The organism is Glutamicibacter bergerei, assembly GCF_054495185.1.
This window is the reverse complement of sequence record NZ_CM137131.1, coordinates 548,287-574,062: the sequence shown is the minus strand read 5'-3', so window position 1 is coordinate 574,062 and position 25,776 is coordinate 548,287. Positions and strand designations below refer to the sequence as shown.

Here is a 25,776-nt window from a genome sequence, read left to right as displayed (position 1 = left end):
GCTCCTGCCGGATTTATGGTGATCTCACCAATCCGATCTCCCCAAAGGCAGGATCTCCCATGAGCACCTTCTCAACCAACACCGGCGAAATGCAGGTCAAGTCCCAGGCCGTCATGAACACCATCGACCGGTTGCGGTCCGAAGTCTCCACGATGCAGATGAACCTAGACCAATTGCAGAGCACCTGGCAGGGTTCCGCCGCCACCTCGTTCCAATCCATCGTTGCCGAGTGGCGCAGCACCCATGTACGCATCGAGGAAGCGCTAAGTAGCATCGCCACGGCGCTGAACCACGCCTCCATGCAGTACGAAGAAGTCGAACAGGTTAACACCTCACTGTTCCGTTACTGATCGGTGTAGGCGGGCGCTCGGTACGCTTAGTCCATGAGCTTATTGATCGACCCGCCGCGCTGGCCCGCTCACGGCACCGTCTTTTCCCATTTGGTCTCTGACTCGTCCTTAGACGAGCTACATCAATTCGCCCTCGCACTGGGCATTAGTCGCAGGGCCTTCGATAGGGATCATTACGATGTGCCCCGCGAACGCTATGCCGAAATTGTCGCCGCGGGTGCTCACGAGGTCAGCGGTGGAGAACTTGCTCGGGCGCTCGCGCGCTCGGGACTGCGGATAGCCGCACGCTTGCGTCCGGAACGGCTGGACCCGGCCTTGCGTAAACGCTGGGAACGCACTTTTCCCGGGCAATCTGAACTTGCGACGGCTCTTTTATCCAAATGGAGTCAGGAACATCGTTATTATCACGATCGTGTGCATCTGCTCGCCGTACTTGAAGCACTAGATTCGCTGTGTGGTACGCAGGTCTCGGAGCAGGACCGGCAAATACTCGAATTAGCCGCATGGTTTCACGACGCGGTTTATGAAGGTCAGAGCACCGACGAGCAGGACTCGGCGCAGCTCGCAGGTCAATGCTTGCAAGGTCTCTTGCCCGACCACACGGTGGCTTCAATTCAACGGCTGATTATGCTGACCAGCACCCACCAGCCGCAGGCTGGGGACCTGCTCGGCGCGCTACTGTGCGACGCAGATTTAGAAGTTCTGGCTCGCCCTGCAACCGCCTATCAGCGTTATACGCAGGCCGTTCGGGCCGAGTACGCTCACGTGTCGGAGCCAGACTTCGCCCGTGGTCGGTCCAAGATACTTCGTGAGTTACTCGACAAGGACCAGTTGTTCGGCACTGCACAGGCCCGGCAGCGTTGGGAAAGTGTTGCACGCAGTAATTTGTCCGCTGAACTGGAACAGTTGTCCACACAGTTCTAACTACGCGCCGACCGAGATGTCGGGGTTAACGGCCCGAGGGCCTGCTTCATAATGAAGCAGGCCCTCGGGTTTGCTAGTACCGCCAGAGCGGTCGCTCAGCGAGGTGCGGGGAGCTTAGAAGCCGCCCATACCGCCCATGCCACCCATGTCGTCGCCACCTGGCATGGCAGCGCCAGCAGGAGCTGGCTTATCTGCAACGACTGCCTCGGTGGTCAAGAACAGGCCAGCGATCGACGCAGCGTTCTGCAGAGCCGAACGGGTCACCTTCACTGGGTCGTTCACGCCTGCTTCAAGCAGGTCTACGTACTGGCCGGTTGCGGCGTTCAGGCCATGGCCTGCTGGCAAGCCCTTGACCTTGTCGGCGACAACGCCTGGCTCCATGCCAGCGTTCAGTGCGATCTGCTTCAGTGGGGCTTCGATGCCAACGCGAACAATGTTCGCACCGGTGGCTTCGTCGCCTTCCAGCTCAAGCTTTGCAAACGCTAGGGCGCCAGCCTGGATCAGAGCCACGCCGCCGCCGGCGACGATGCCCTCTTCAACTGCTGCCTTGGCGTTACGCACTGCATCTTCGATGCGGTGCTTGCGCTCCTTGAGCTCCACCTCGGTTGCGGCGCCGGCCTTGAGCACAGCGACACCACCGGAAAGCTTTGCGTGACGTTCCTGCAGCTTCTCGCGGTCGTAGTCCGAGTCGGTGTTCTTGATCTCGGCTGCGATCTGAGCCTTGCGGCCTTCGATGGCGTCGGCGTCGCCGCCGCCTTCAACGATGGTGGTCTCGTCCTTGGTGATAACGACCTTGCGGGCGGTACCCAGAACTTCGAGGCCAACGGTGTCTAGCGACAGACCGATTTCCTCGGAAACAACCTGACCACCGGTGAGCAGTGCGATGTCGGTCAGCATAGCCTTGCGACGGTCGCCGAAGCCCGGAGCCTTGACGGCAACGGATTTGAACAGACCACGGATCTTGTTCAAGATCAGGGTAGCCAGTGCTTCGCCTTCAACGTCTTCGGCGATGATCAGCAGCGACTTGTTCGACTGCATGACCTTCTCCAGCAAGGAAACCATGTCCTTGACCGAGGAGATCTTCGAATTGACGATCAGGATGTAAGGATCTTCCAGCACGGTCTCCTGACGCTCAGCGTCGGTGACGAAGTATGCGGAGATGTAACCCTTGTCGAAGCGCATGCCCTCGGCCAGCTCCAGCTCAAGGCCGAAGGTGTTGGACTCTTCAACGGTGATAACGCCCTGCTCGCCGACCTTGTCCAGTGCTTCGGCGATCAATGCGCCGATTTCTGGATCGCCAGCGGAGATCGAAGCGGTAGCAGCGATCTGCTCCTTGGATTCGATCTTCTTTGCAGCGGCAAGCAGCTCTGCGGTGACGGCTTCTACTGCCTTGTCGATACCGCGGCGCAATGCGATTGGGTCGGCGCCGGCAGCAACGTTGCGCAGGCCTTCCTTGACCAGAGCCTGAGCGAGCACGGTTGCGGTGGTGGTGCCGTCACCGGCGACGTCGTCAGTCTTCTTGGCTACTTCTTTGACGAGCTCGGCGCCGATCTTCTCGTATGGATCTTCGAGCTCGATTTCCTTGGCGATGGACACACCGTCGTTGGTGATAGTAGGTGCGCCCCACTTCTTCTCCAGAACAACGTTGCGACCGCGTGGGCCTAGGGTTACCTTTACGGCGTCCGCCAGAATGTTCAGGCCGCGCTCAAGTCCGCGGCGTGCTTCCTCGTCAAATGCAATCATCTTGGCCATAGTGGCTTTCGGTCCTTTCGGGACGATCTTGCGAAAATGCAACCGACAGACAGCGCCCGCGACGGACGAGCGCACCGGTATCGGCATCGGGCCGACAACCAAGATGAGCTCTCGCTATCTGAGGTATTCTTCACGCTCCGTGCGTTAACAAACCGCGAGGGTCGAAAGGGTTCGATTTTAAAACGAACAGCCGATCGGCATTAGCAGTCGTAACGCATGAGTGCTAATACAAATATTGGCACTCTCGCATGGCGAGTGCAAGCTGATCGGCTGTGAGCGAAGCGAAATATTACTTGGAGTTCAACGTATCGTCGGCACCAAGGACCACCGTGACGCGGTTAGGAATGTTCTGAGTCTGCAAAACCTCGTCGATACCTAAGACCTCGGCGGCTTTTTCTGCGGTGGTCCGGTAGGCCTCGGACATGTAATAGACGGTCGAGGTTTCCGCATCTCGGGTCCAATTATCCGTCACGATGTTCGTAAATTCGGCCTCAGTCAATAATTCTTCACCTGCACCGGCTGTGCCTGCAATACTCGCACCGTTGTACACGCCAATGAGCTGACCGTACAACACGTCCGCATCATCAATGGTGCTTGAGGGGGTAGCGCTTTCGGAAGGTTCGGCGCTAAGACTTTGCGAAGTTTCGGTTGCTGTCGCTTCGGTATTCTGCGTCGATTCGGAACCGCTGAGACGATCAGCGATACTCGGACCGTAGAAGAAGCCCACACCACCGATGAGCAACACCGCAATTGCGGTCAGGACTACCCAACGAAGCTTGCTGTCCTTGCCCTTGGCGGCGGCAGACTGCGCCCACCCATGGGCATGATGCGACCCCACACGGGTACTAAACTCCGGAACGCGATCGAATTCGTCACGTGGGTAGTTGGTCATTCTTGTCCTTGCTCGAGGTCTGGCTGGCCGAGGCCGGCTAAGAACTTAACGTTCTCCGCCGACGGTACCGCTCACACGACGCTTGGTAGATCGAAGTCTACGCAACCGCTTTACCAGCATTGGGTCGTAGGCCATCGCCGCGTCCGTGTCGATCAGCTGGTTGAGCAACTGATAGTAGTTCGTCGGCGAAATTGAGAACTGCTTAGTGATGGCCTGTTCCTTGGCTCCGGCATATTTCCACCACAGTTTTTCCATGTTCAAGATTTGCTGTGAACGCTCATCGAGCTCTGAGTCGGGATTCATTACAAAATCCACCAAAACCTCATTGCCTGCCATGCGTCTCACCTCTTCCTTGAACACCGATTAGTCGGGCCTCTTTATGCTTTCATATCCACACATGGTGGACACACCACCGATATTCTAACCAATCAATGAACTCGATGCCGTGTAACGCGGCACAACCGCGCCGAAAACGGGCAGAATAGTTGTTATGAACAACCAACAGCCAGCGCTCTTTGAGGCTCCCGCCGCTCAGCCTCTGCCGGAGTATTCAGCCGCTGACTTCCCGTTCTATTTTGGCGCAAAATCACTAGCCAGCAACGGGTTTATCGCAGAGGACTGGGTATCGACATTGGAGCCGCTTGATGGCGTGTTGCAGGATATAGCCCAACAATTAGCGCTGCGTTCGCAGGCGGGCGAGCAGATCCTGCCGGTCCCAGAGGTGATGTTGCGCGCACTGTTGCTTCCCCTAGCCAAAACCAAAGTTCTGATTATCGGCCAAGACCCTTATCCGACCCCAGGACATGCAAATGGTTTGGCCTTCGCCGCTGAGAAAAATGTTCGGCCGCTGCCTCGCAGTTTACGAAATATCTATAAGGAGCTCAGCTCCGACCTCGCGGTGCCCGAAGCCCCACATCCGGACCTCAGCCCCTGGCACGAGCAAGGGGTCTTGTTACTCAATCAGGTTTTCTCGGTGACCGCCGGGCAGGCAGGAAGCCATCAAAAGCTTGGTTGGACACCGGTTGTCGAAGCGATTATTGGCGCCCTCAATTCACGCAAAAATCCGGTAGTCGCCGTTCTCTGGGGAGCCCACGCGCAAAAACTGAGTCCACTGATGGGCAATATGCCGCACGTGCACAGCGTCCACCCTTCTCCGTTATCGGCCAGCCGGGGCTTCTTTGGTTCAAAACCCTTCTCTCAAATCAATAGGCACCTGACCGATTCTGGTCAGGCGCCTATCAATTGGAAGTTACCGACCGCCTAACGGCGGCGGATCCAGCGACGTTCACGTCGAGCATTTGAGGTCAAAGGCCGACAGAGCGTATCGCCGAAAACCACGCCGCCGGCGATAGACAGCATGATGGCAAATGCGTTGAACATCTCCACCAAACTAGAGAACATATCTTCCACATCGAAAACGATGCCGTACATTGCACGGAATATCATCAGGCCTGGAAGCATGAACATGACAGCAGGCGCTGCAATCACTAGCTGCGGTGAGCGTAACTTGTCCGCCAAGAAACGCGCCGCAAAACCGATGACTGTCGCCACGACGGCCGGCGTAGCTCGAGAGCCCAATCCGATTTGTTCGGCCAACAACAAGACGAGGTAGCCGCCCACAGCTAACAACGCAGTAGGGATCAGCAGCCGCTTCGCGGTCTGCTCGGTCACCGCACCGGCAAGGATAGCCACTGCTACTAAACCAACAAGCATCCATGTTGGATAGTTGATTGCAACGATCCGGTGAACGTCCACCTTGTCGCCTCCGAAGACCGAAGAGACAACCAAGGCTGATGAAATTCCCGACAAGATGGCCGTATAGGTCAACCCGGCGGAAAATAGGCGCCCGACGGCCGTCACAGGGAACCCATTGATCGCATCTTGTAGCGCCGAGACAAATCTGCCCGAAGGCAAGAGCAACAAGATACCACCGGAAACGACCAACGCAGGGTCCAGCGGGGCGTGCACTCGGTGGCTTAGCAGCGCAATGACGGTCACGGTAAAGGTTGCAGTGGCGACGGAGAAGAACTCCGGAACGCGCCAGCGTGAGCCATAGCGCCCGATCTGCGAGATCAACCACGATGAGGCCATCGCGACCAGGGCGCCAAGCCACGAACCACCAATGAAGAGCACAAAGGCTGCCGCGAATATCGACTGTCCCGAGGCCACAACCCAGCGTGGGAACGGTTTCGGTTTCCGCGTAATTGCTTTCAGCTGTTTAGCCGAAGAAGTCCGTGACACACCGCCGGCAATAATATCCGAGACCAACTCGTGAACCATCACAAGACCCGCATAGTTGGTGGTGTAGGAACGCACCACGCGCAAAATCGAATAGCTTTCAGCGTCCGGTGGGCTGTAGTTCAGGTGTAACGACTGGTTAGTGATATCAACATCTAGATGACTAAGCCCCAGGGCGGCGGTTACCGCGATGATGCTGGTTTCGACTTCCAGTGCACCAGCACCATAACGAATCAGCGTTTCGCCGAGATCTAGGGCGAATTCCATGGTCCGTCGGGCCGATGCATCTTGATCGACGTTCACCTTTGGATTGGCGTACGGGGTTCCGCGTAACCGGTCAACCACTTTCAGAGCTTCGGTTGGTGGTGTATCTGAAATCCACATTTTTGCCAACAGACGACGTGCTACCGGGTTGGCGCGCGTTGGCATTAACGTGATGCCGTCATCCGAGGTAAGAACCTGACCGGTGCGTGACTCGATATCGGTAGCGTCAGCTGCCGCGACGCTTGCACTTACTGCGGTATTTAACGGAAGCTCTGAAGCCATCGTCGTCTCAACGGACACCGTTTCTGGTAGGTGTCCCATGTTGATTTCGCTCGTCAAAATACGAGGCAGCGACCCGGCCAATGGCGATGGATCTTCTCCCGCATCTTTCGACTCCACGGACTTCTCGCCATGGTCTTGCTGCGCCACGAATCACTCCCCCTGAGGCTCTTGTTTTACTCGTATTCCTCACGATACAACCATGGCCTGTCAACCGGCAGAGAGGAACCCCCATCGACTGAGTATCCCTGAACACATCTGTCATTTTTTGTTCTCGGAAATAAAATTTGACTCCAGCGAGTTACCTAATTAGATGCAATTGCATGAATTTTTTGGAGAAGAGGAAAGTCATGACTTCTGTCGCACCGACGCCAGAGACGCCCGAGATTGGCGTGGAAACCTTCGGCGATATCACCGAAGACTTACAGGGCAGATCGCTGTCCCATGCACAGGTAATCCGCAACGTCATAGTCGAAGGTCAGCGGGCCGAGCAGGTTGGACTGGATTTCTTTGGCATAGGCGAACACCACCGCGATGACTATTCAGTGTCGGCTCCGGAAATTGTTCTCGCCGCTCTGGCTCAAGCCACCGAAAAAATCCGTTTGGGAACCGCGGTGACCGTCCTGTCGAGTGACGACCCAGTACGCGTCTACGAACGATTTGCAACCTTGGACGCCATTTCCCATGGCCGTACCGAAATCATCGCAGGTCGAGGATCCTTCATCGAGTCGTTCCCGCTTTTCGGGCTCAACCTTGATGACTACGAATCGCTCTTCGAAGAAAAACTTGAACTCTTAGCAAAGGTCCGCACCGGCCTACCGGTGACCTGGGCCGGTGAGCATCGCACAGCACTTGAAGATCAACAGCTCTACCCACTGCTAGAACAAGATCCAATCACCACCTGGGTTGGTGTTGGCGGTAGCCCACAGTCGGTAATTCGAGCCGCCCGGCACGGGTTGCCCTTATTCATGGCGATCATTGGCGGACAGCCGGCCGCCTTTGAACAACTTGTACAGCTCTATCACCGCGCATTGAAGCAGTTCGGACAGCCAACACAGCGGGTAGGCGCACACTTCCACGGGCTTGTCGCCCCGACCGACAAGGAAGCCTTGGAATTGTTGTGGCCGCACTACCAGCGCACCATGAACCGTTTGGGCGCAGAACGAGGATGGCCTCCTGCAAGCAAGATGCGCTTGGAGGCTTCCATGGGACTAGATGGATCCATGATGGCAGGTAGCCCACAGACCGTGGCCACCAAAATGGCCAAGGTCGCCAAGACCTTAGGCCTCAGCCGGGTGGACATCAAGTATTCGGCAGGTTCGTTGCCACACGAGACGATGCTGGACAGCATCGAACTTCTTGGTCGGGAAGTCAAACCGCTCGTACACGAGATGCTCGCCAAGTAAACCCGAACAAAAGAACCCCGCACAAAGTAGAACGAGGAAGCCATCGCATTGATGCGGTGGCTTCCTCGTTCTTTGGTGGATCTTACTGGACTCGAACCAGCGACCTTTCGCGTGTGAGGCGAACGCTCTAACCAACTGAGCTAAAGATCCCTCTGCGCGCTGACCTGCCGGTCAAGCACCTAAACGATCTTAGCGGTCTTTGCCCAACGCACAAAATCGATTTCACCACCATAACCGTCCGGACTGCATTGTCGCTCCCAAATTATCGAGCACTGCCACACTAGTCAACTGAAAAAGAGCGGATGACAAGCACAAAAATATGGAGTCATTTCGTTTATCTAGATTTAACATTTTGGTCGCTTTTTTGGCTTGCTAAACAGCCCCGCTAAACCGCATAATTTTTCTAGCTCATCGAGCTCAAGCTGGGCCCTACAAGGAAGCTACCGGAACCCACCGGTACCGGTCCCCTGAAGGCCAACGAAATCCGCCGACCGGCATACCGCCACAAAGCAAAAGCCATATCTTTCGTTCGTCTTAGCCTTAGGACCGATCCCAGTGCACTCTTTCCTGCGCTATTCCCTCTCCACTTCCACACCACTTGGTGCTGCTCGTTCCGAACTGGAAAGCCTGTACCCAGTGATTGATGACCGCTGGAATCAGAAAATCGACCGTGCCCGTTATATTGTCTCGGTCTACGATTCACACCTGCTCATAGCTGCAGGAATCGTGCACGACTCGGTGATTGCACCGACTAGCGTCATGGGTGCGCTCGAGCTCGGTTGCATGAGTGTGCGTCCGGAGTACCGACGTCGAGGAATCCGTCAGCAGATCACCAAGCTACGTCTGGATTTTGTACTCAGAACCGGAAGCACCCCCATCACCGTCATTGACTCAGCTAATCCGGGATCTTGGGCTGCCTACGAACGGTCAGAGGTGTGGGAGCGCGAACGTAGCTTTGAATATCAGGGACAGGTCAAATATATTTACCGTGGTGTTCCAGCTCTAACGGAACTGACAGCTACTACATCCAATCTCGAATTGCCGATGCTGGCTGCACAAAGAAATTCCACTCCACTTCCCGCAGTGTGGGGCTTTGATGAGCCCAGTGAAGTCAAACAGATGAGCTAAAAGAGCGCTTCTTGTAGCTCGTCTACTGGGTCATGCCCTGGAAGCGGGGCAACTTCGCCGGCCCGGCGAGCGCGTGCTGCTTCATGCAGGTCGATGGGCGTGACCTTCAGGACTGTATCGACCATTGCATTCATGAACTGAGCGGTTCCAATATCATCCGGCACCGGGCTGTGCACAACTTTTACCTCGGGCTTCTCAGCATGGTCATCCCAGTCCACCAGTAAGAGTCCTGTGGCGCTGTATCCAAAGCCGTCACCGAAGTCGCGTAGTTTCCGGATCATATCAACGGTACGTCGGAATGCTGCCGGCTCGGAATCAAGGATCGTCGCGCGTTGCACGAAATAGAATCCGACGGCCGCCAGAGGGTAGCGGGCACGGAGGTTTGCCGCGTCTCCATAGGCTTCTTCGTATCGATTGGCGAGGTTCTTTCCAAATGAGGAAGTCATGGCCTTAGTGCTCAACAGCAGTTCTGGCCCGGTGGACCAATGGGTCATCACCACGTCGGTTTGTTTCATATAGGCGCGGCCTAGGATTCTTGCGTCGGTACTTCCTGCTTTACCTGCCAAGATCGCGTCATGTAGCTCCTCAGAGAGCCGTTCGGGTAATTTCCGCAGCAGTTCAAGAATGTCTGAGGAAAGCACCCGTGGTGCTTCGGCGCGTGGCCAGACTACATCTGCATCAAACCCAGCTCTGCGCAGTTCATGCGCTAACCAGGCGTCCACGCCTTGCGCGAAGCGTCCTGAGCGCGTCACTGCTTTGGAACGCACCGGAATGCTCAATAACCGCTCTAAGGTCTCAAAGGACGGGTTAAACTCCTGGGTGACGGCCCCGTTGCGGATCCAGGGAGAATCTTTCGGTGCAGATAATAAAGTCGCATCATATTCTGCAAAGGCTAAGGTTTTTTCGACTGCGCCAGTTCCCACGCTTAGTTCTCCACTGCCTTCGCTCGTGACTTCCGTCGTTCTAACATGTCTTGGCGGGCTCCGTGTAGTGCATTGAGTGCCGCTTCATCTAAGCCCAGCATTTGACCCAGCACAATCTCGTCAACTAACGCAGTGGCTTCCTGCTTTTTACCTTGCTCCAGATAAGCACGAACGTCCTCTTTGATACTTAGCAACTGTTGCTCGTAGTGGGCCACAAGATGTGCCGCGGGCACCGGGAGCTTATCGGCTTCGCTCGGTTCCAGCTTCAAAATTCCTCCACCGTAGGAGCGTCCCACCATTTCGGCACCGAGCATCGTTAAGGTATTGAGCGAGGCTAAGGGCAGTAAGCCACGTCCCAACTCGCGCACTTCTGCGCCCAGGTACACGCCATGGATCGAGTTAATGTGGTGCACCCCCGCATGGTTAGTTGTCAGGCGAGGTGTGTCGGCATTCATATAGGTCATGAACAAGTCTGGAACTGACAGCAACGGGACCCTCCACCATGGGGTGCGCATCCGGCATTTGTAGGCTTGATCCACCAGATCTAGTTCGCCACTGTTAATCAGTTCTTCCCCGGCGGCGGAGGCCTCAGCCAAGGGACGGAACATCAAGGTCGACAGGCCGTGCTCACCCAAGCGTTGCCATTGGTCCTCGTTCAGCTCCAAACCACGAAGGTGCCGTGATCCAGGTGGCGAAATCTTCACTAGTTCAGCCTCGGTCAGGCCTAGCTCTTCGGCCCGTGCGGGGCTGAGCGTAAACCACTTGTTATTGCCGGTAACAGCGCCCAAGGATGTTTCGCCCCAGCTTTGGAGGTTGCTAAACGCTGCACTGGACAAGGCATGATTCAAGATCCCTTGCGCTTCAAGGGTCACCAGTGAGCCGGTCCACCGGTCGCTGGGTGAAGTTGGTGTGTGCTTGCTACCCTCGGTCAGTTGGGTCAGGTCATCGGCGTTACGGAATTGGTGCAAGCTAAAGGAAGCACTAGAGCCACTGCGATATCCCTCGGCTAGTAGTAGCACCACTTCTTCTTGTGCATCAGCAAAGAGCCGCTGTTCAAAGACGGCTAGGTGCACATTTGCGAATCGTTCGAGCAACATAGCTCGAACCGGTCCCGCGTAGTTGACGAACATCAGTTCAGCTGGAAGAACTAAGGCGAGCCGTCCACCAGTTTTCAGAAAACTCGTAGCATGAACTACAAAGGCCGCCCAGACGGAGGCTAGCTCATTAAGCTCCACTCCGCTCCTTCGGGCGGCTTCACGTGAAAGCTGTCGCTGGGCACCGCGGTGCAATTGGTAACGCACGTAGGGTGGGTTGCCAATGACGGCATCCATATCTGCGGTGCCAGGGACATCAAAAAAGTTTGCGTGCCGAATTTTAGCCTGAGCGCCTTGCGCGTCCAGGAGTGCCCGTGCGGCGAGTACGGAAGCTTCGTGAAGTTCTACTCCCCAAAGTTCAACGTCGCCACGGCCGTCGTTGGTTACTTGATGTGCCGTGGTCAAAAATTGTGCTTCTCCGCAAGAGGGTTCAAGCACACGGCGGCCCTGCTCACCGAGCGCCCACTGGGCCATAAAACGGGCCACAGGTTCTGGGGTGAAATACGCGCCGCGCTCATGCCGGGCGGTATCTTTCACGCTACTATTTTTGCTCTTCAACACACATCGATCTTTCCATGGCCGGCAGACGTTTTAGCCAGTCAGCAACGGGGGTCATCCACCGGGCTCAGTCCCAGCGTGTTTCGCTGGCTCGCAGATGCACGGCGGGAAGGTTTCTCTCACCTTCTATTCTACGGGCAGGGATACAAAGACCGCTTAGTGCTTGGCGCGCAGCTTGTTGATGCCCACAACCACCAATGCAATCACGCAACCAATCAAGAATCCGGCGACACAGGAGAACGCGGTATTTGTCAGCCACCCCAAGACGGCACCTGCCGAACCTGTCGCGTCGTGAACCAAAAGTTCCATGTGGTGCACAAAACCATAGGGGGCATGCCACCCAAGTTCATCCATACCCACAAGGATCAGGTGACCACCAACCCACAACATGGCCACAACGCCGACCTTGCTCAAGATCGACATCACGATCGGCATACCCTTGACTAGGCCACGGCCTACCTTCTGCGAAAGCGTAGAAGTTTTTTGAGCCAGTTGTAGCCCAATATCGTCCATCTTAACTATTAGTCCCACCGCGCCATAGACGACTACCGTCATGAGAACGGCAATGACAATTAAGATCAATGCTCGATTCAGGAATGGTTCATGAGACACCTCGTTGAGCGAGATGACCATGATCTCCGCGGAGAGCACTAGGTCGGTGCGGACTGCGGAGCCAATAATTGCTTTCTCGTCCCGGCCACCGTCCTTGCCACCAGGGCTGTGATGCTTGATCACCCCCATGGCTTCGAGTAGCTTCTCGGCACCCTCAAAAACGAGATACGCTCCGCCGAGCATCAAAATAGGGGTCAGTGCCCACGGCGCAAACTGAGAAAGAATCAAGGCGACCGGCAAGATGATCAGGAGTTTATTCCGGATGGAACCTACCGCGATCTTCCAGATTATTGGAAGCTCGCGTTTAGGCGATAGACCCTTCACATACTGAGGTGTGACTGCGGCGTCGTCAATGACCACGCCTAGGGACTTAGTGCTCGCCTTCGCAGCTCCCAAGGCGATGTCATCTAATGATGCCGCGGTGACCTTTACTAGGGCTGCGACATCATCGAGAAGGGCTACGAGTCCACCGGCCATGCCAAACTCCTTGAATTGTTATGTTGTCTTTTGTCTTGCCATGTTCCAGCTATGGAAACAACAGCAGAACTCATCTGAAGTTTAGCGCCCTGAACGACAAAAAACCTGACTAAACCAAGCCTTTGCGGAATGCCCAGCGCACTGGCACCACGTGTCGAACGGGTAATGTGAAAAAGACCCTCGTCATCGTTCATTTCAAACGTTGACGAGGGTCATTCGAGCCCCCTATCGGATTCGAACCGATGACCTACGCTTTACAAGAGCGTTGCTCTGGCCAGCTGAGCTAAGGAGGCGTACTAAGTAAGAATATCCGAAGACTAGGCTCTACTGCGAATCGAGCGGCCGAGGGTGTTAACGCAAGCAAGGCAGCGCCTCACGAATGAGACACTACCTTGCGTTAGCGCAGGAAGTCGTTTAGCGAACTAGCTACTTACTGCCTGCTCTTTGCGTCTGTTTAGGCATTAGCTTTGATAGCCGATTCGACTGCTTCAACGAAGTCCTTCGAGGCAAGATCAACGCTCTTACCCTGGACGAAGATGCTCGGGGTGCCACCCACGCCTTCATTCTGCGCGGTCACTGTGGTCTTTTCAACGAAGGGACGGAAAGTCCCCTTATCGATGCAGCTCTTCACCGAGTCAGAGGCGCCGGCAGCAACCGCCATGTCAGAAAGCTCAGCATTCTTCAACTCACCCTGGTCATAATGCCCCCACAGTGCGGTAGCAAAGTCCAAGTAAGCCGCTGGGCTCTGGTCAGCAACACATGCCAAGGCGTTGGCACCGCGTGAAGAGAAGTTCGATGGTGAGCCACCGTCGAGGAATCCGACGTTGCGGTATTCCAAGGTGATCTTGCCATCGGCTAGCCACTGCTTGAGCTGTGGCCCATAAGTGCTTTCAAACTCTGCACAGTGAACGCAGTTCGCATCTACGTACAAGGTGACGTTGACTGGTTCGCCCTTGCCCCCCACGGTCAGCTCGCTAGGTTCCGGGGTCGTAGGCCGATCATCTTTAAGAACAAGATTGGTGTTGTCGATCTTGATCCCGGAGGTATCTGCCACCGTGGTAGGTGAGGTCAGCAGGATGCCGCCGGCAGCGTTACCACCCTGAGGAGCCGAACCAGTCGCGGAGATCTTCGCGTTGTTATTTTGCACGATGAGCACAACGACGAGCGCCACGACCACCACGACCGCTGCCAGCACACCGAGCTTAACCATCAATGATTTTCGCTTCTGAGCGGCAGCCTGAGTTGCCTGCATCTGCGCAGCCTTTTCGCGAGCGCTAGCGCTGCGCTCCGCTTTGGACGGACGCGAGTTGTTTGTCGACATAAGTTTGATTGTTCCTTGGCTCAACGGAAATACTGTAATCTGCCTTCAAGCTTAGCCAATGCAATGGCTCAAATACCCCGTAACCCGCACTTTTTCCAACCTTCACAGGATGCGCATAACATTCACCAACACAGTGCAAAGCCCCTTTCCTTTGTTATTTGAGACTTCAACCAAGTCATCGCACGATAGTTCATTATTCGTCGTGAGCATGGGTTAAAAGAGCAATAGGGAGCCTTGTCACGTACATTGAGTGGTAGAACACGGTTTCACCCGGATTCCAGACTTGATCCGAAAAACAAGGACAAAAGCGATGTTGGTTCACTAAGACCACCATTTGCTGATAACCGAAAAATCTGCGGTGTTTCCATTCGCAGTAGTTACGTGGCCAGGAGGTTTACGGTGGGCAATGAACTAACAGTCGCTAGCGAGAACAATCCCTACGATTTTGTGGTGGTAGCTAACCGGCTGCCGGTCGACAGGATTACGCTGCCCGATGGGACTCAAGGTTTTCAGCGTGCACCAGGCGGCTTAGTAACAGCGTTGGAACCCGTGATGGCCGCGTCCGAAGGTGCTTGGGTGGGCTGGCATGGCGGTATCGATGAAGAACTCGCCGAATTCGACAAAGACGATATTCATCTCGTCCCCGTTCCGCTCAGCGAACAAGACCTCAATCTCTACTACGAGGGGTTTTCAAACTCCACCCTCTGGCCGCTCTATCACGATGTTATTGTGCCACCGGAATACCACCGCACCTGGTGGGACCGGTATAAGAAGATCAACCAACGTTTTGCCGACGCAGTGGCTCGGACGGCCGCACAACACGCCACCGTGTGGGTCCACGATTATCAGCTGCAGCTAGTGCCACAGATGCTCCGCTTGGCCCGGCCAGATTTGAAGATTGGATTCTTCCTACATATTCCGTTCCCGGCCGCCAGCTTGTTCTCTCAGCTGCCATGGCGCACCCAGATCCTCGAAGGACTCGCAGGAGCCGATTTGGTTGGCTTCCAGCGTGAGACCGATGCCTCGAATTTCCTGCGCTGTCTACGCCGCTTCACCGACTACTCCACAAAGGGCCACGAAGCCACACCATCGGCCACACATGGAATTCAAAACTTGTGCAGGGCCGAAGCGCATCCAATTTCGATCGATACGAAAGAAATTGCGAAGCTTTCACGCGATCCACAGATTATTGCCCGGGCAGCGCAGATCCGCTTGGAATTGGGCAACCCAAAAACCATCATGCTCGGCGTAGACCGACTCGATTACACCAAAGGTATTCGGCACCGGCTCAAGGCCTATGGAGAGCTGCTCAACGATCAGTCGCTTCGCGCCGGAGATGTCTGCCTGATTCAGGTCGCCAGTCCGAGCCGTGAAAATGTCGGCTCGTATATGGAACTGCGTGACCAGGTAGAACTAATGGTCGGGCAGATCACCGGGCAGCACGATACCTTGAGCCACACGACCCTTCGCTATCTGCACCACTCCTACCCGCTGCGCGAAATGATCGCCTTGTACCTTGCCGCTGATGTACTGCTGGTCACGGCATTACGCGACGGCATGAACCTTGTCGCGAAGGAATTTGTGGCTGCGCATCAAGACGGACGAGGGGTCTTGGTGCTCTCGGAATATACCGGGGCAGCGGATCAGCTGACCCAGGCAGTGCTAGTGAACCCGCATGACATCGATGGGATGAAAGCGAAGATCATCGAAGCGGTCAAGATGGACCAAAATGAACAAGCCCGACGTATGCGACGAATGAACCGTCATCTGTTAGATAACGACGTCACGGGTTGGTCCGCACACTTCCTCGCAGAGCTGGCGGAAATCAATTCACGGGCAAACCAGATTAGCCCCAGCCCTACCCACTAAATACCACGCCTAGTTTGAACGGAACGATCGTGCCAAAACTTGCCCCGGAGCTCTATGCTGCGCTGTCCACCTTCGCCGGGCATCGCAGAATTTTGGTCGCCCTAGATTTTGACGGAACACTTTCGCCACTAGTGGACCGGCCAGAAGATGCCAGGCCAACCCCGCAGGCAGCTCAGGTTTTTGAGGAACTCTCACAACAATATGGTGTGCGAACTGCCGTGGTCTCAGGCCGAAACCTCGATTCACTCACCGAAGTTTATCCAGCTCCCCGCCCCGAGAACCTCATTGGTTCCCATGGCGCGGAGCGGCGAGTACCCTCCGTGTCCAGCGACTCCCCTGAGCAGCCTGATCTGTCCGCATCGCAACGCGCTAATCTCAAAGAATTGACCGCAAAACTCAGCGAAGTAGCGCAGCGATATGAAGGGGTCAGCTTAGAATATAAGCCCTCGGCGACCGTGCTTCACGTGCGTCAGGCACCCAGTATCGAGGTGGCCGATGCAGCTATCATCGAGGGGCAGCAAGCCCTTGCACATCTAGACGAACTACGTCTCATGGCAGGCAAATCGGTGTTAGAGGCTTCGGTTCATTCTGGTAACAAGGGACAGGCTTTGCAGTGGCTCCGTGAGGTCCTTGACGTAGATGCATTGCTTTTCATTGGCGACGATGTCACCGACGAAGATGGCTTTCGAATATTGAACCGCGAGGATCTCGGAATTAAGGTGGGCGAGGGTCCAACTCTGGCCGCACATCGTATCGAAACTCCAGAAATGTTGCCAGAACTTTTGGAATTTCTGCTTTCCATGCGAAACTAGAGTGTCCCATATCACTTTCACTATGGATCGTCGGGCACGTACCTGCCCGTGAAAGGATTGTCATCATGGCAACTGTGACCTTTGAAAAGGCCACCCGAATTTACCCGGGCGCACTTGTGCCCTCCGTCGATGCAATTGATTTGCAGATCGAAGACGGTGAATTCCTGGTATTAGTTGGCCCCTCGGGCTGTGGAAAATCAACCACCTTGCGAATGCTTGCTGGACTTGAGGAAGTTAACTCAGGGCGCATTCTCATTGGCGATAAGGACGTAACCAACGTTCCGCCTAAGGATCGCGATATTGCGATGGTCTTCCAAAACTATGCGCTTTACCCGCATATGACCGTCGCCGAAAATATGGGCTTTGCGCTCAAAATTGCAGGCATAGACAAGGAAGAGCGCAATAAGCGTGTCCTTGAAGCTGCAAAGCTACTGGATCTTGAACAGTATTTGAGTCGTAAGCCCAAAGCCCTCTCCGGTGGCCAACGTCAGCGCGTGGCCATGGGCCGTGCAATCGTTCGCTCCCCTCAGGTATTCCTCATGGATGAGCCACTGTCTAACCTCGACGCCAAGCTCCGTGTGCAGACCCGCACGCAGATCGCCTCGCTGACCCGTCGCTTAGGCGTCACCACCGTGTACGTCACCCACGATCAGGTTGAAGCCCTCACCATGGGCGATCGGGTTGCGGTTCTGAAAGACGGCGAAATTCAGCAGGTGGGAACACCACGCGAGCTTTACGATCGCCCGCAAAATGTTTTTGTTGCCGGATTTATCGGTTCGCCGGCAATGAACCTGGTAGAGCTGGAAGCTGCTAACGGACAGGTTCTCTTTGGCGACTCGTCCTTGCCAGTATTGGGCGCTCAGGGCGCAACAACCTTGGGCATTCGTCCCGAAGACCTGACGCTCGGTTCTTCCACGGAAGGCGTAGAGCTAATAGTGGATGTGGTTGAAGAGCTCGGTGCCGACGCATACGTTTACGGTACGGCGCACTTGGCTGGCAAAGACCAGACCATCGTGGTTCGAGTCAACGGCCGCACCCCACCGGCCCGTGGACAGAAACTGAACATCGTGCCCAAAGTTGAACACATGCATCTCTTTGATACCGAGTCGGGACTGCGTCTAGCAGACTGACCAACGGCAAAACAGCAAGCCCCGATCCAAAATACCTAAGGGGAATGGATCGGGGCTTGCTGTCACCGTCCGCAGGATCTAAGTTAAACATCGAGGGCCCCGAGATAATCTCGGGGCCCTCGGCAAAATATGCCCGGCGATGACCTACTCTCCCACACCCTCCCGAGTGCAGTACCATCGGCGCAGTGGGTCTTAGCTTCCGGGTTCGGTATGGGACCGGGCGTTTCCCCCACGCTATGATCGCCGTAACTCTAACCCTCACGGTTGAACCGTGGGAAAATTACAGTGTCATCCGCAGTTGCGATAACTCAATAACTATAACAGGAACCATGACGCTCGCGCCAATCGATTGGCGCCAATGACTAGTGTCCTTCGCCATACTTATTTGGTCACCGCTGCTGGCAATAATTGCCAGCTGACTTCAGTTGATATTCACTAAAAAGGCAAGCGCTGATGGGACGTGTAGACAAACCGCAACTCACCGAAGGTCGCCAGAACCGCGGAGGGGCCGAGCCAACCGCACCTACTGAAAGGCGCATAGCGCAACAGACGGTTCCACCCGATCATGGGCTTCTGGCAGCTCTCGTGAGTACGCAAAACACACAACGCTGCGTGCCCCTACGTTTCCATGCCGGCAGAACGCGCTGGCAGGGCCTGCTGTCGTGTCATCTACAACCAGTGCCGACAAACCGATCAGGCCGTTTGCCACATCTAGATAATTGAACTGAGTACGTCTCAGCGCGGTGATACTGGCAGCTGAAAGTCGTCGGGCATCTCGACACGATAATTCATCGAGACATAGCCGCCGAGCCGTAAGACCACAGGCTCGTTGGCCTCATGGACCAGCTACTATCTGTTTCTAAAAAATACGGCCGATTGTGTTCGCCGATTCACTTTCCGAAGCTATCCAACCCTTCATTCACCTTGAGATGTGGCATGGAAGTTTCTGAATATGCTGCCGTATTCTTTTTACCTCAGCCACCGTGAACCAAAAGCGCGTGGACCTAACCGATCAGTGCTCTCGTGGATCAGTGTCCTTAAACAGAAAAAGGGTCCCACCCTTCCAGGCAGAACCCCACACCACAACCACCCACGCAACCGGCAATCCAACCGGCAGCCGGCAACACCCCACCCAGCCGGCAACCAGCAACCAAAGCTAGTGGTTAAACAGGTGAGGCCCCGAACACCATAAGTGTCCAGGGCCTCAAACCATCATCATTACTGACATAACTACTTCAAGTTAAGTCCGGCGGTGACCTACTCTCCCACACCCTCACGAGTGCAGTACCATCGGCGCAGTGGGCCTTAGCTTCCGGGTTCGGTATGGGACCGGGCGTTTCCCCCACGCTATGACCGCCGTAACAGTCTCGAAACAACATCAGGCATCCCAATGCTCATCCAAAAAATGTGTACCAACACCCCGCCAAAGCAAGCCAACCACACACCAAACCCACCAAGAGTGGATCCAATGAACAGCCAACCCCCTTCTACAAGGAATCAGTGTGTTACAAGGTTGTTGTCTCGTAACCGTATAGTGAACGCGAACAATAATTGTCTCAAATAATTGCTTTACAGTGTGTTGTAAGTCATCGGCCTATTAGTACAGGTCAGCTACACAAGTCTTTAGTCCTTGCTTCCACATCCTGCCTATCAACCCAGTGGTCTAGCTGGGGGCCTCTCACACTCAAGGTGCATGGAAATCTCATCTCGAAGCAGGCTTCCCGCTTAGATGCTTTCAGCGGTTATCCCTTCCAAACGTAGCTAATCAGCGGTGCACTTGGCAGTACAACTGACACACCAGAGGTTTGTCCGTCCCGGTCCTCTCGTACTAAGGACAGCCCTTCTCAAATTTCCAACGCGCGCAGCGGATAGGGACCGAACTGTCTCACGACGTTCTAAACCCAGCTCGCGTACCGCTTTAATGGGCGAACAGCCCAACCCTTGGGACCTACTCCAGCCCCAGGATGCGACGAGCCGACATCGAGGTGCCAAACCATGCCGTCGATATGGACTCTTGGGCAAGATCAGCCTGTTATCCCCGAGGTACCTTTTATCCGTTGAGCGACGGCCCTTCCACGAGGTGCCGCCGGATCACTAGTCCCGACTTTCGTCCCTGCTCGAGCTGTCACTCTCACAGTCAAGCTCCCTTGTGCACTTACACTCGACACCTGATTGCCAACCAGGCTGAGGGAACCTTTGGGCGCCTCCGTTACATTTTAGGAGGCAACCGCCCCAGTTAAACTACCCATCAGGCACTGTCCCTGAACCAGATCATGGTCCGAAGTTAGGTGACCGGTACAGCCAGAGTGGTATTTCAACGATGACTCCACCCGAACTAGCGTCCGAGCTTCACAGTCTCCCACCTATCCTACACAAGCTGCACCGAACACCAATACCAAACTATAGTAAAGGTCTCGGGGTCTTTCCGTCCTGCTGCGCGTAACGAGCATCTTTACTCGTACTGCAATTTCGCCGAGTTCATGGTTGAGACAGCGGGGAAGTCGTTACTCCATTCGTGCAGGTCGGAACTTACCCGACAAGGAATTTCGCTACCTTAGGATGGTTATAGTTACCACCGCCGTTTACTGGGGCTTAAATTCTCAGCTTCGCAACAAGTTGCTAACCGGTCCTCTTAACCTTCCAGCACCGGGCAGGAGTCAGTCCGTATACATCGTCTTGCGACTTCGCACGGACCTGTGTTTTTAGTAAACAGTCGCTTCCCCCTGGTCTCTGCGGCCCACACCCGCAAAAGAAGAGCAAGTCTTCTCCACGGGGCAGGCCCCCCTTCTTCCGAAGTTACGGGGGCATTTTGCCGAGTTCCTTAACCATGATTCTCTCGATCGCCTTAGTATTCTCTACCTGATCACCTGTGTCGGTTTGGGGTACGGGCGACTAGAACCTCGCGCCGATGCTTTTCTAGGCAGCATAGGATCACCAAATCACCCACCAAAGTGGGCGCCTATCAGGTCTCAGGCTATATGAGTCACGGATTTGCCTATGACTCGCCCTACACCCTTGGACCAGGTCAATTCCATTGCCTGGCTCGGCTACCTTCCTGCGTCACACCTGTTAATACGCTGACCTCACAACATCGGTTCCCAACACCTCACACAACAAACAACCCGAAGGTCGCAACAGTCATGCTCAACACTGGTTAGCATCAATCGCTCAGTATGGGCGGTTCTTCGCCGGTACGGGAATATCAACCCGTTGTCCATCGACTACGCCTGTCGGCCTCGCCTTAGGTCCCGACTCACCCAGGGCAGATTAGCTTGACCCTGGAACCCTTGATCATTCGGCGGACGGGTTTCTCACCCGTCATTCGCTACTCATGCCTGCATTCTCACTCGTGTGGTCTCCACCGCTGGTTTACACCGCGACTTCACCGTCCACACGACGCTCCCCTACCCATCCAAACACCCAATCGAAACCGGGTAAATATCTGAATGACGCAACTTCGGCGGTGTGCTTGAGCCCCGCTACATTATCGGCGCGGAATCACTTGACCAGTGAGCTATTACGCACTCTTTCAAGGGTGGCTGCTTCTAAGCCAACCTCCTGGTTGTCACAGCAACTCCACATCCTTTTCCACTTAGCACACGCTTAGGGGCCTTAGTTGGCGTTCTGGGCTGTTTCCCTCTCGACTATGAAGCTTATCCCCCACAGTCTCACTGCTACGCTCTCACTTACCGGCATTCGGAGTTTGGCTAACGTCAGTAACCTTTTAGGGCCCATTAGCTATCCAGTAGCTCTACCTCCGGTAAGAAACACATAACGCTGCACCTAAATGCATTTCGGGGAGAACCAGCTATCACGAAGTTTGATTGGCCTTTCACCCCTACCCACAGCTCATCCCCTCCATTTTCAACTGAAGTGGGTTCGGTCCTCCACGCGCTCTTACACACGCTTCAACCTGGCCATGGGTAGATCACTTCGCTTCGGGTCTAGACCGTGCCACTCAAACGCCCTATTCAGACTCGCTTTCGCTACGGCTTCCCCACACGGGTTAACCTCGCGACACAGCACTAACTCGCAGGCTCATTCTTCAAAAGGCACGCCATCACACAACCACAAGGGTCATGCTCTAACGGATTGTAAGCGCACGGTTTCAGGTACTATTTCACTCCCCTCCCGGGGTACTTTTCACCATTCCCTCACGGTACTGATTCACTATCGGTCATCAGGTAGTATTCAGGCTTACCAGGTGGTCCTGGCAGATTCACACAAGATTTCTCGAGCCCCGTGCTACTCGGGTACCCACACTAGAACGGCAGACACGCATTACACCTACGGGACTATCACCCTCTCTGGTCCGGCATTCCAACCGATTCACCTATACGCCTGCACCTCATCCCGCCAACCAGATAGGGTTGGCACATGTGGGCCCCACAACCCCGGTGATGCAACGCCTATCCGCTATCACACACCAACCGGTTTAGCCCCATCCGCGTTCGCTCGCCACTACTAACGGAATCACTATTGTTTTCTCTTCCTGCGGGTACTGAGATGTTTCACTTCCCCGCGTTCCCTCCACGCAACCTATACATTCAGCTGCGGGTCATACGGCATGACACCGTACGGGGTTTCCCCATTCGGAAATCCTGGTCTCAACGTCAGGTTATCGACTCCACCAGGCTTATCGCAGATTCCCACGTCCTTCATCGGCTCCTGATGCCAAGGCATCCACCGTGCGCCCTTAAAAACTTCAACACAAAACAAGTTCTCAAGTTTGAGCTATAAAACAATCAACAAAATCACAAAACAACCACACCAAAAAACCCCAAAAGGCTCTCTAACATGGTCATCTTATAAGATGCTCGCGTTCACTATACAGTTCCCAAACAACAACCCCACACCCCCACACAAACCACCAACAACCCACCCCCTAAAGAGCGAACCATCACGATGACCGTGCAAAGACACAGGACAAACACTGAAACACCAAACCCCTCAACAAAAGGGGGCTTGTTGCCTCAAAACCCAACAGCATGCCAAACCATACAAACCACCTGGCCCCCACACCCTCATTCCAACACCCACAACCCCCAAAGGAGAAGCAAACGCGTACTAAGAAAGCATGAACACCATGCAGCCACAGCCAATACCACCAAACACAACATGAGCTGCATCTGTTTTTCCGGTATTGAGTTCATTGATATTCCACCCATGAGCAACCCGCCTGCCAACACTCGTGACAGAAACGGGCAACCAATAATTGGTTAGCTCCTTAGAAAGGAGGTGATCCAGCCGCACCTTCCGGTACGGCTACCTTGTTACGACTTAGTCCCAATCGCCAGTCCCACCTTCGACGACTCCCTCCACACAAGGTGGTTAGGCCATCGGCTTCGGGTGTTACCAACTTTCGTGACTTGACGGGCGGTGTGTACAAGGCCCGGGAACGTATTCACCGCAGCGTTGCTGATCTGCGATTACTAGCGACTCCGACTTCATGGGGTCGAGTTGCAGACCCCAATCCGAACTGAGACCGGCTTTTAGGGATTAGCTCCACCTCACAGTATCGCAACCCATTGTACCGGCCATTGTAGCATGCGTGAAGCCCAAGACATAAGGGGCATGATGATTTGACGTCATCCCCACCTTCCTCCGAGTTGACCCCGGCAGTCTCCCATGAGTCCCCACCTTTACGTGCTGGCAACATGGAACGAGGGTTGCGCTCGTTGCGGGACTTAACCCAACATCTCACGACACGAGCTGACGACAACCATGCACCACCTGTGAACCAGCCCCGAAGGGAAACCCCATCTCTGAGGCGGTCTGGAACATGTCAAGCCTTGGTAAGGTTCTTCGCGTTGCATCGAATTAATCCGCATGCTCCGCCGCTTGTGCGGGCCCCCGTCAATTCCTTTGAGTTTTAGCCTTGCGGCCGTACTCCCCAGGCGGGGCACTTAATGCGTTAGCTACGGCGCGGAAAACGTGGAATGTTCCCCACACCTAGTGCCCAACGTTTACGGCATGGACTACCAGGGTATCTAATCCTGTTCGCTCCCCATGCTTTCGCTCCTCAGCGTCAGTAGATGCCCAGAGACCTGCCTTCGCCATCGGTGTTCCTCCTGATATCTGCGCATTTCACCGCTACACCAGGAATTCCAGTCTCCCCTACATCACTCTAGTCTGCCCGTACCCACCGCAGATCCGAGGTTGAGCCTCGGACTTTCACGGCAGACGCGACAAACCGCCTACGAGCTCTTTACGCCCAATAAATCCGGATAACGCTTGCGCCCTACGTATTACCGCGGCTGCTGGCACGTAGTTAGCCGGCGCTTCTTCTGCAGGTACCGTCACTTTCGCTTCTTCCCTACTGAAAGAGGTTTACAACCCGAAGGCCGTCATCCCTCACGCGGCGTCGCTGCATCAGGCTTTCGCCCATTGTGCAATATTCCCCACTGCTGCCTCCCGTAGGAGTCTGGGCCGTGTCTCAGTCCCAGTGTGGCCGGTCACCCTCTCAGGCCGGCTACCCGTCGTCGCCTTGGTGAGCCATTACCTCACCAACAAGCTGATAGGCCGCGAGTCCATCCCCAACCGATAAATCTTTCCACCAAAAACCATGCGGTTAAAGGTCATATCCAGTATTAGACCCAGTTTCCCGGGCTTATCCCAGAGTCAGGGGCAGGTTACTCACGTGTTACTCACCCGTTCGCCACTAATCACCCGTGCAAGCACGGGGTCATCGTTCGACTTGCATGTGTTAAGCACGCCGCCAGCGTTCATCCTGAGCCAGGATCAAACTCTCCATAAAAAACAAAAAGCCACCGAAACCCCTTGGAAAATAAGGGAAGAATCGATGATAAAATCCTGGCGAATAAAAACACTTGAAACAACACACGGGGGTGCATCATTCCAAGCAAATGTTATATATCCACCAAATTAAAAATAATTCGGTATCAACAAACTTGGCACACTATTGAGTTCTCAAACAACAAACACTTACCGGTTCTTTACCAGCCTTATTCAAGCGGTAATATCGTCCAGCGTTATATTCATATTCTATAACTTTGAATTCCTGAAAGTCAAATCAATTCAATGTGATTTGAAACGGTATTCTCAGTTCCCATTGATCTTCGTTTATCCACAGTGACCTGTGTAAAACTCTTGATTTTCTGGGGATTATCCCCGAATTTTGTACCGGTTTTTGTTCCGGCCTTGTTTCGGCGACAGATAAAAACTATACACAGTTTTGGGGGATGTTTCAAATCGGTGGCCTCTTTTCCACAGTGACCGTGCACACACGTATTCTGAGGAGCTTTCGACAGCTGCGCACTCCCCTCTACGGCATCAATGAATTGAATTTCTGCGATAAGGAATCTAGGTAATAGCTGTACACAACGTCCATAGCCAGTTGCGCTGAGCCTTCGACAGCAACTGCATTACAACGGAGCGGATGCCCCCGGCGACATGAGCTCAGAATTTCAATACTCGTGACTCGTTATTAGAAGTATGGGTTGCTCATAATTGAGTTCCATTGGGGGCAGCCTCTTACTAGATGGGGACACGAAGCGACCAGCAAATATTTCACAGCCAGAGAGCCCTAGTCCCTATAGAGGGAAGGCAAACGCAAACATTCAGCGTTGTCGCGTAGGCGGCTTCACTTTAGACCGCTTAATTCTGCTTGCGGGGTATCTCCGATTCGTATCCACTGACCAAGCACCAGGAATTGCTCTGGTCTACAACTTGCTGCGGTCATACCTTTCCAGTGCTCAGCCGTAACTTCTACAATTTGCAGTCGCCC

Annotated in this window: 16 protein-coding genes, 2 tRNA genes and 4 rRNA genes; 8 read left to right on the top strand and 14 right to left on the bottom strand. The window is 54.7% G+C overall.

Annotated elements, in window-relative coordinates:
• Positions 1–59: 59 nt before the first annotated feature.
• A complete protein-coding gene (locus ACX5K5_RS02695) occupies positions 60–350 on the top strand; it encodes a WXG100 family type VII secretion target (RefSeq protein WP_096256074.1) in 291 nt (96 codons plus the stop codon).
• A gap of 33 nt (positions 351–383) precedes the next feature.
• Positions 384–1,274: a DUF4031 domain-containing protein gene (locus ACX5K5_RS02690; protein WP_188684124.1), complete on the top strand. Its 891-nt coding sequence runs from the start codon at positions 384–386 to the stop codon at positions 1,272–1,274.
• Positions 1,275–1,388: 114 nt separating this feature from the next.
• Here the strand turns inward: ACX5K5_RS02690 and groL are convergent, their stop codons facing one another.
• The 3 genes from groL to ACX5K5_RS02675 all read right to left on the bottom strand — a co-directional run bounded on the left by groL (position 1,389) and on the right by ACX5K5_RS02675 (position 4,254).
• Positions 1,389–3,026 (bottom strand): chaperonin GroEL, encoded by a 1,638-nt coding sequence (gene groL / locus ACX5K5_RS02685; protein ID WP_096256070.1) that lies wholly within the window; start codon positions 3,024–3,026, stop codon positions 1,389–1,391.
• A 289-nt stretch (positions 3,027–3,315) separates the two neighbouring features.
• Complete coding sequence (locus tag ACX5K5_RS02680) at positions 3,316–3,918, bottom strand: LytR C-terminal domain-containing protein (protein WP_096256068.1); 603 nt, start codon at positions 3,916–3,918, stop codon at positions 3,316–3,318.
• 45 nt (positions 3,919–3,963) lie between these two features.
• Positions 3,964–4,254, bottom strand: a complete 291-nt coding sequence (locus ACX5K5_RS02675) for a DUF3263 domain-containing protein (RefSeq protein ID WP_096256066.1) — start codon at positions 4,252–4,254, stop codon at positions 3,964–3,966.
• 154 nt (positions 4,255–4,408) lie between these two features.
• Between ACX5K5_RS02675 and ACX5K5_RS02670 the strand changes: the two genes are divergently transcribed.
• Positions 4,409–5,182, top strand: coding sequence for a uracil-DNA glycosylase (locus tag ACX5K5_RS02670; protein ID WP_459174997.1), 774 nt, complete (start codon positions 4,409–4,411; stop codon positions 5,180–5,182).
• Here the strand turns inward: ACX5K5_RS02670 and ACX5K5_RS02665 are convergent.
• Positions 5,179–6,849: a threonine/serine exporter family protein gene (locus ACX5K5_RS02665; RefSeq protein ID WP_229677002.1), complete on the bottom strand. Its 1,671-nt coding sequence runs from the start codon at positions 6,847–6,849 to the stop codon at positions 5,179–5,181. The genes ACX5K5_RS02670 and ACX5K5_RS02665 overlap by 4 nt on opposite strands.
• Positions 6,850–7,049: 200 nt before the next feature.
• Between ACX5K5_RS02665 and ACX5K5_RS02660 the strand changes: the two genes are divergently transcribed.
• The gene (locus tag ACX5K5_RS02660; RefSeq protein ID WP_188684118.1) at positions 7,050–8,105 is read left to right on the top strand and encodes an LLM class flavin-dependent oxidoreductase; all 1,056 of its coding nucleotides are present in this window, start codon (positions 7,050–7,052) and stop codon (positions 8,103–8,105) included.
• 73 nt (positions 8,106–8,178) lie between these two features.
• Here the strand turns inward: ACX5K5_RS02660 and ACX5K5_RS02655 are convergent.
• Positions 8,179–8,255: transfer RNA gene (locus ACX5K5_RS02655), tRNA-Val, on the bottom strand.
• 405 nt (positions 8,256–8,660) lie between these two features.
• Between ACX5K5_RS02655 and ACX5K5_RS02650 the strand changes: the two genes are divergently transcribed.
• A complete protein-coding gene (locus ACX5K5_RS02650; RefSeq protein ID WP_096256060.1) occupies positions 8,661–9,233 on the top strand; it encodes a GNAT family N-acetyltransferase in 573 nt (190 codons plus the stop codon).
• Here the strand turns inward: ACX5K5_RS02650 and ACX5K5_RS02645 are convergent.
• The 5 genes from ACX5K5_RS02645 to ACX5K5_RS02625 all read right to left on the bottom strand — a co-directional run bounded on the left by ACX5K5_RS02645 (position 9,230) and on the right by ACX5K5_RS02625 (position 14,218).
• Positions 9,230–10,156, bottom strand: a complete 927-nt coding sequence (locus ACX5K5_RS02645; RefSeq protein ID WP_442346809.1) for a hypothetical protein — start codon at positions 10,154–10,156, stop codon at positions 9,230–9,232. The genes ACX5K5_RS02650 and ACX5K5_RS02645 overlap by 4 nt on opposite strands.
• Positions 10,157–10,158: 2 nt before the next feature.
• On the bottom strand, positions 10,159–11,787 hold the full coding sequence (locus ACX5K5_RS02640; RefSeq protein WP_459174996.1) for an HsdM family class I SAM-dependent methyltransferase: 1,629 nt from the start codon (positions 11,785–11,787) through the stop codon (positions 10,159–10,161).
• Between the two features lie 177 nt (positions 11,788–11,964).
• Positions 11,965–12,897 carry a DUF808 domain-containing protein gene (locus ACX5K5_RS02635; RefSeq protein ID WP_096256055.1) on the bottom strand — a complete coding sequence of 311 codons (933 nt, stop codon included), beginning with the start codon at positions 12,895–12,897 and terminating at the stop codon, positions 11,965–11,967.
• Between the two features lie 219 nt (positions 12,898–13,116).
• Positions 13,117–13,190, bottom strand: a tRNA-Thr gene (locus tag ACX5K5_RS02630).
• A gap of 161 nt (positions 13,191–13,351) precedes the next feature.
• Positions 13,352–14,218: a DsbA family protein gene (locus tag ACX5K5_RS02625; RefSeq protein ID WP_096256053.1), complete on the bottom strand. Its 867-nt coding sequence runs from the start codon at positions 14,216–14,218 to the stop codon at positions 13,352–13,354.
• Between the two features lie 399 nt (positions 14,219–14,617).
• On the opposite strand from ACX5K5_RS02625, the gene ACX5K5_RS02620 reads away from it, so the two are divergent.
• The 3 genes from ACX5K5_RS02620 (at position 14,618) to ACX5K5_RS02610 (ending at position 18,029) form a co-directional block, all read left to right on the top strand.
• Positions 14,618–16,087 carry an alpha,alpha-trehalose-phosphate synthase (UDP-forming) gene (locus ACX5K5_RS02620; protein WP_096256052.1) on the top strand — a complete coding sequence of 490 codons (1,470 nt, stop codon included), beginning with the start codon at positions 14,618–14,620 and terminating at the stop codon, positions 16,085–16,087.
• A 29-nt stretch (positions 16,088–16,116) separates the two neighbouring features.
• Positions 16,117–16,899: a trehalose-phosphatase gene (gene otsB / locus ACX5K5_RS02615; RefSeq protein ID WP_459174995.1), complete on the top strand. Its 783-nt coding sequence runs from the start codon at positions 16,117–16,119 to the stop codon at positions 16,897–16,899.
• Between the two features lie 65 nt (positions 16,900–16,964).
• Positions 16,965–18,029, top strand: a complete 1,065-nt coding sequence (locus ACX5K5_RS02610; RefSeq protein WP_188684112.1) for an ABC transporter ATP-binding protein — start codon at positions 16,965–16,967, stop codon at positions 18,027–18,029.
• Between the two features lie 131 nt (positions 18,030–18,160).
• Here the strand turns inward: ACX5K5_RS02610 and rrf (ACX5K5_RS02605) are convergent.
• The 4 genes from rrf (ACX5K5_RS02605) to ACX5K5_RS02590 all read right to left on the bottom strand — a co-directional run bounded on the left by rrf (ACX5K5_RS02605) (position 18,161) and on the right by ACX5K5_RS02590 (position 24,786).
• A 5S ribosomal RNA gene (rrf, locus tag ACX5K5_RS02605) occupies positions 18,161–18,277 on the bottom strand.
• Positions 18,278–19,273: 996 nt separating this feature from the next.
• Positions 19,274–19,390: ribosomal RNA gene (rrf, locus tag ACX5K5_RS02600) — 5S ribosomal RNA — on the bottom strand.
• Between the two features lie 215 nt (positions 19,391–19,605).
• Positions 19,606–22,739: ribosomal RNA gene (locus ACX5K5_RS02595) — 23S ribosomal RNA — on the bottom strand.
• 521 nt (positions 22,740–23,260) lie between these two features.
• Positions 23,261–24,786, bottom strand: a 16S ribosomal RNA gene (locus ACX5K5_RS02590).
• Together the 16S, 23S and 5S rRNA genes form the textbook arrangement of a ribosomal RNA operon.
• Positions 24,787–25,776: the final 990 nt, after the last annotated feature.

What these genes read in the sequence shown, in the direction of transcription:
- ACX5K5_RS02695 (WP_096256074.1), top strand. Translation starts at nt 60, where the DNA reads ATGAGCACCTTCTCAACCAACACCGGCGAAATGCAGGTCAAGTCCCAG.
- ACX5K5_RS02690 (WP_188684124.1), top strand. Translation starts at nt 384, where the DNA reads ATGAGCTTATTGATCGACCCGCCGCGCTGGCCCGCTCACGGCACCGTC.
- groL (WP_096256070.1), bottom strand. Translation starts at nt 3,026, where the DNA reads ATGGCCAAGATGATTGCATTTGACGAGGAAGCACGCCGCGGACTTGAG.
- ACX5K5_RS02680 (WP_096256068.1), bottom strand. Translation starts at nt 3,918, where the DNA reads ATGACCAACTACCCACGTGACGAATTCGATCGCGTTCCGGAGTTTAGT.
- ACX5K5_RS02675 (WP_096256066.1), bottom strand. Translation starts at nt 4,254, where the DNA reads ATGGCAGGCAATGAGGTTTTGGTGGATTTTGTAATGAATCCCGACTCA.
- ACX5K5_RS02670 (WP_459174997.1), top strand. Translation starts at nt 4,409, where the DNA reads ATGAACAACCAACAGCCAGCGCTCTTTGAGGCTCCCGCCGCTCAGCCT.
- ACX5K5_RS02660 (WP_188684118.1), top strand. Translation starts at nt 7,050, where the DNA reads ATGACTTCTGTCGCACCGACGCCAGAGACGCCCGAGATTGGCGTGGAA.
- ACX5K5_RS02635 (WP_096256055.1), bottom strand. Translation starts at nt 12,897, where the DNA reads ATGGCCGGTGGACTCGTAGCCCTTCTCGATGATGTCGCAGCCCTAGTA.
- ACX5K5_RS02625 (WP_096256053.1), bottom strand. Translation starts at nt 14,218, where the DNA reads ATGTCGACAAACAACTCGCGTCCGTCCAAAGCGGAGCGCAGCGCTAGC.
- ACX5K5_RS02610 (WP_188684112.1), top strand. Translation starts at nt 16,965, where the DNA reads ATGGCAACTGTGACCTTTGAAAAGGCCACCCGAATTTACCCGGGCGCA.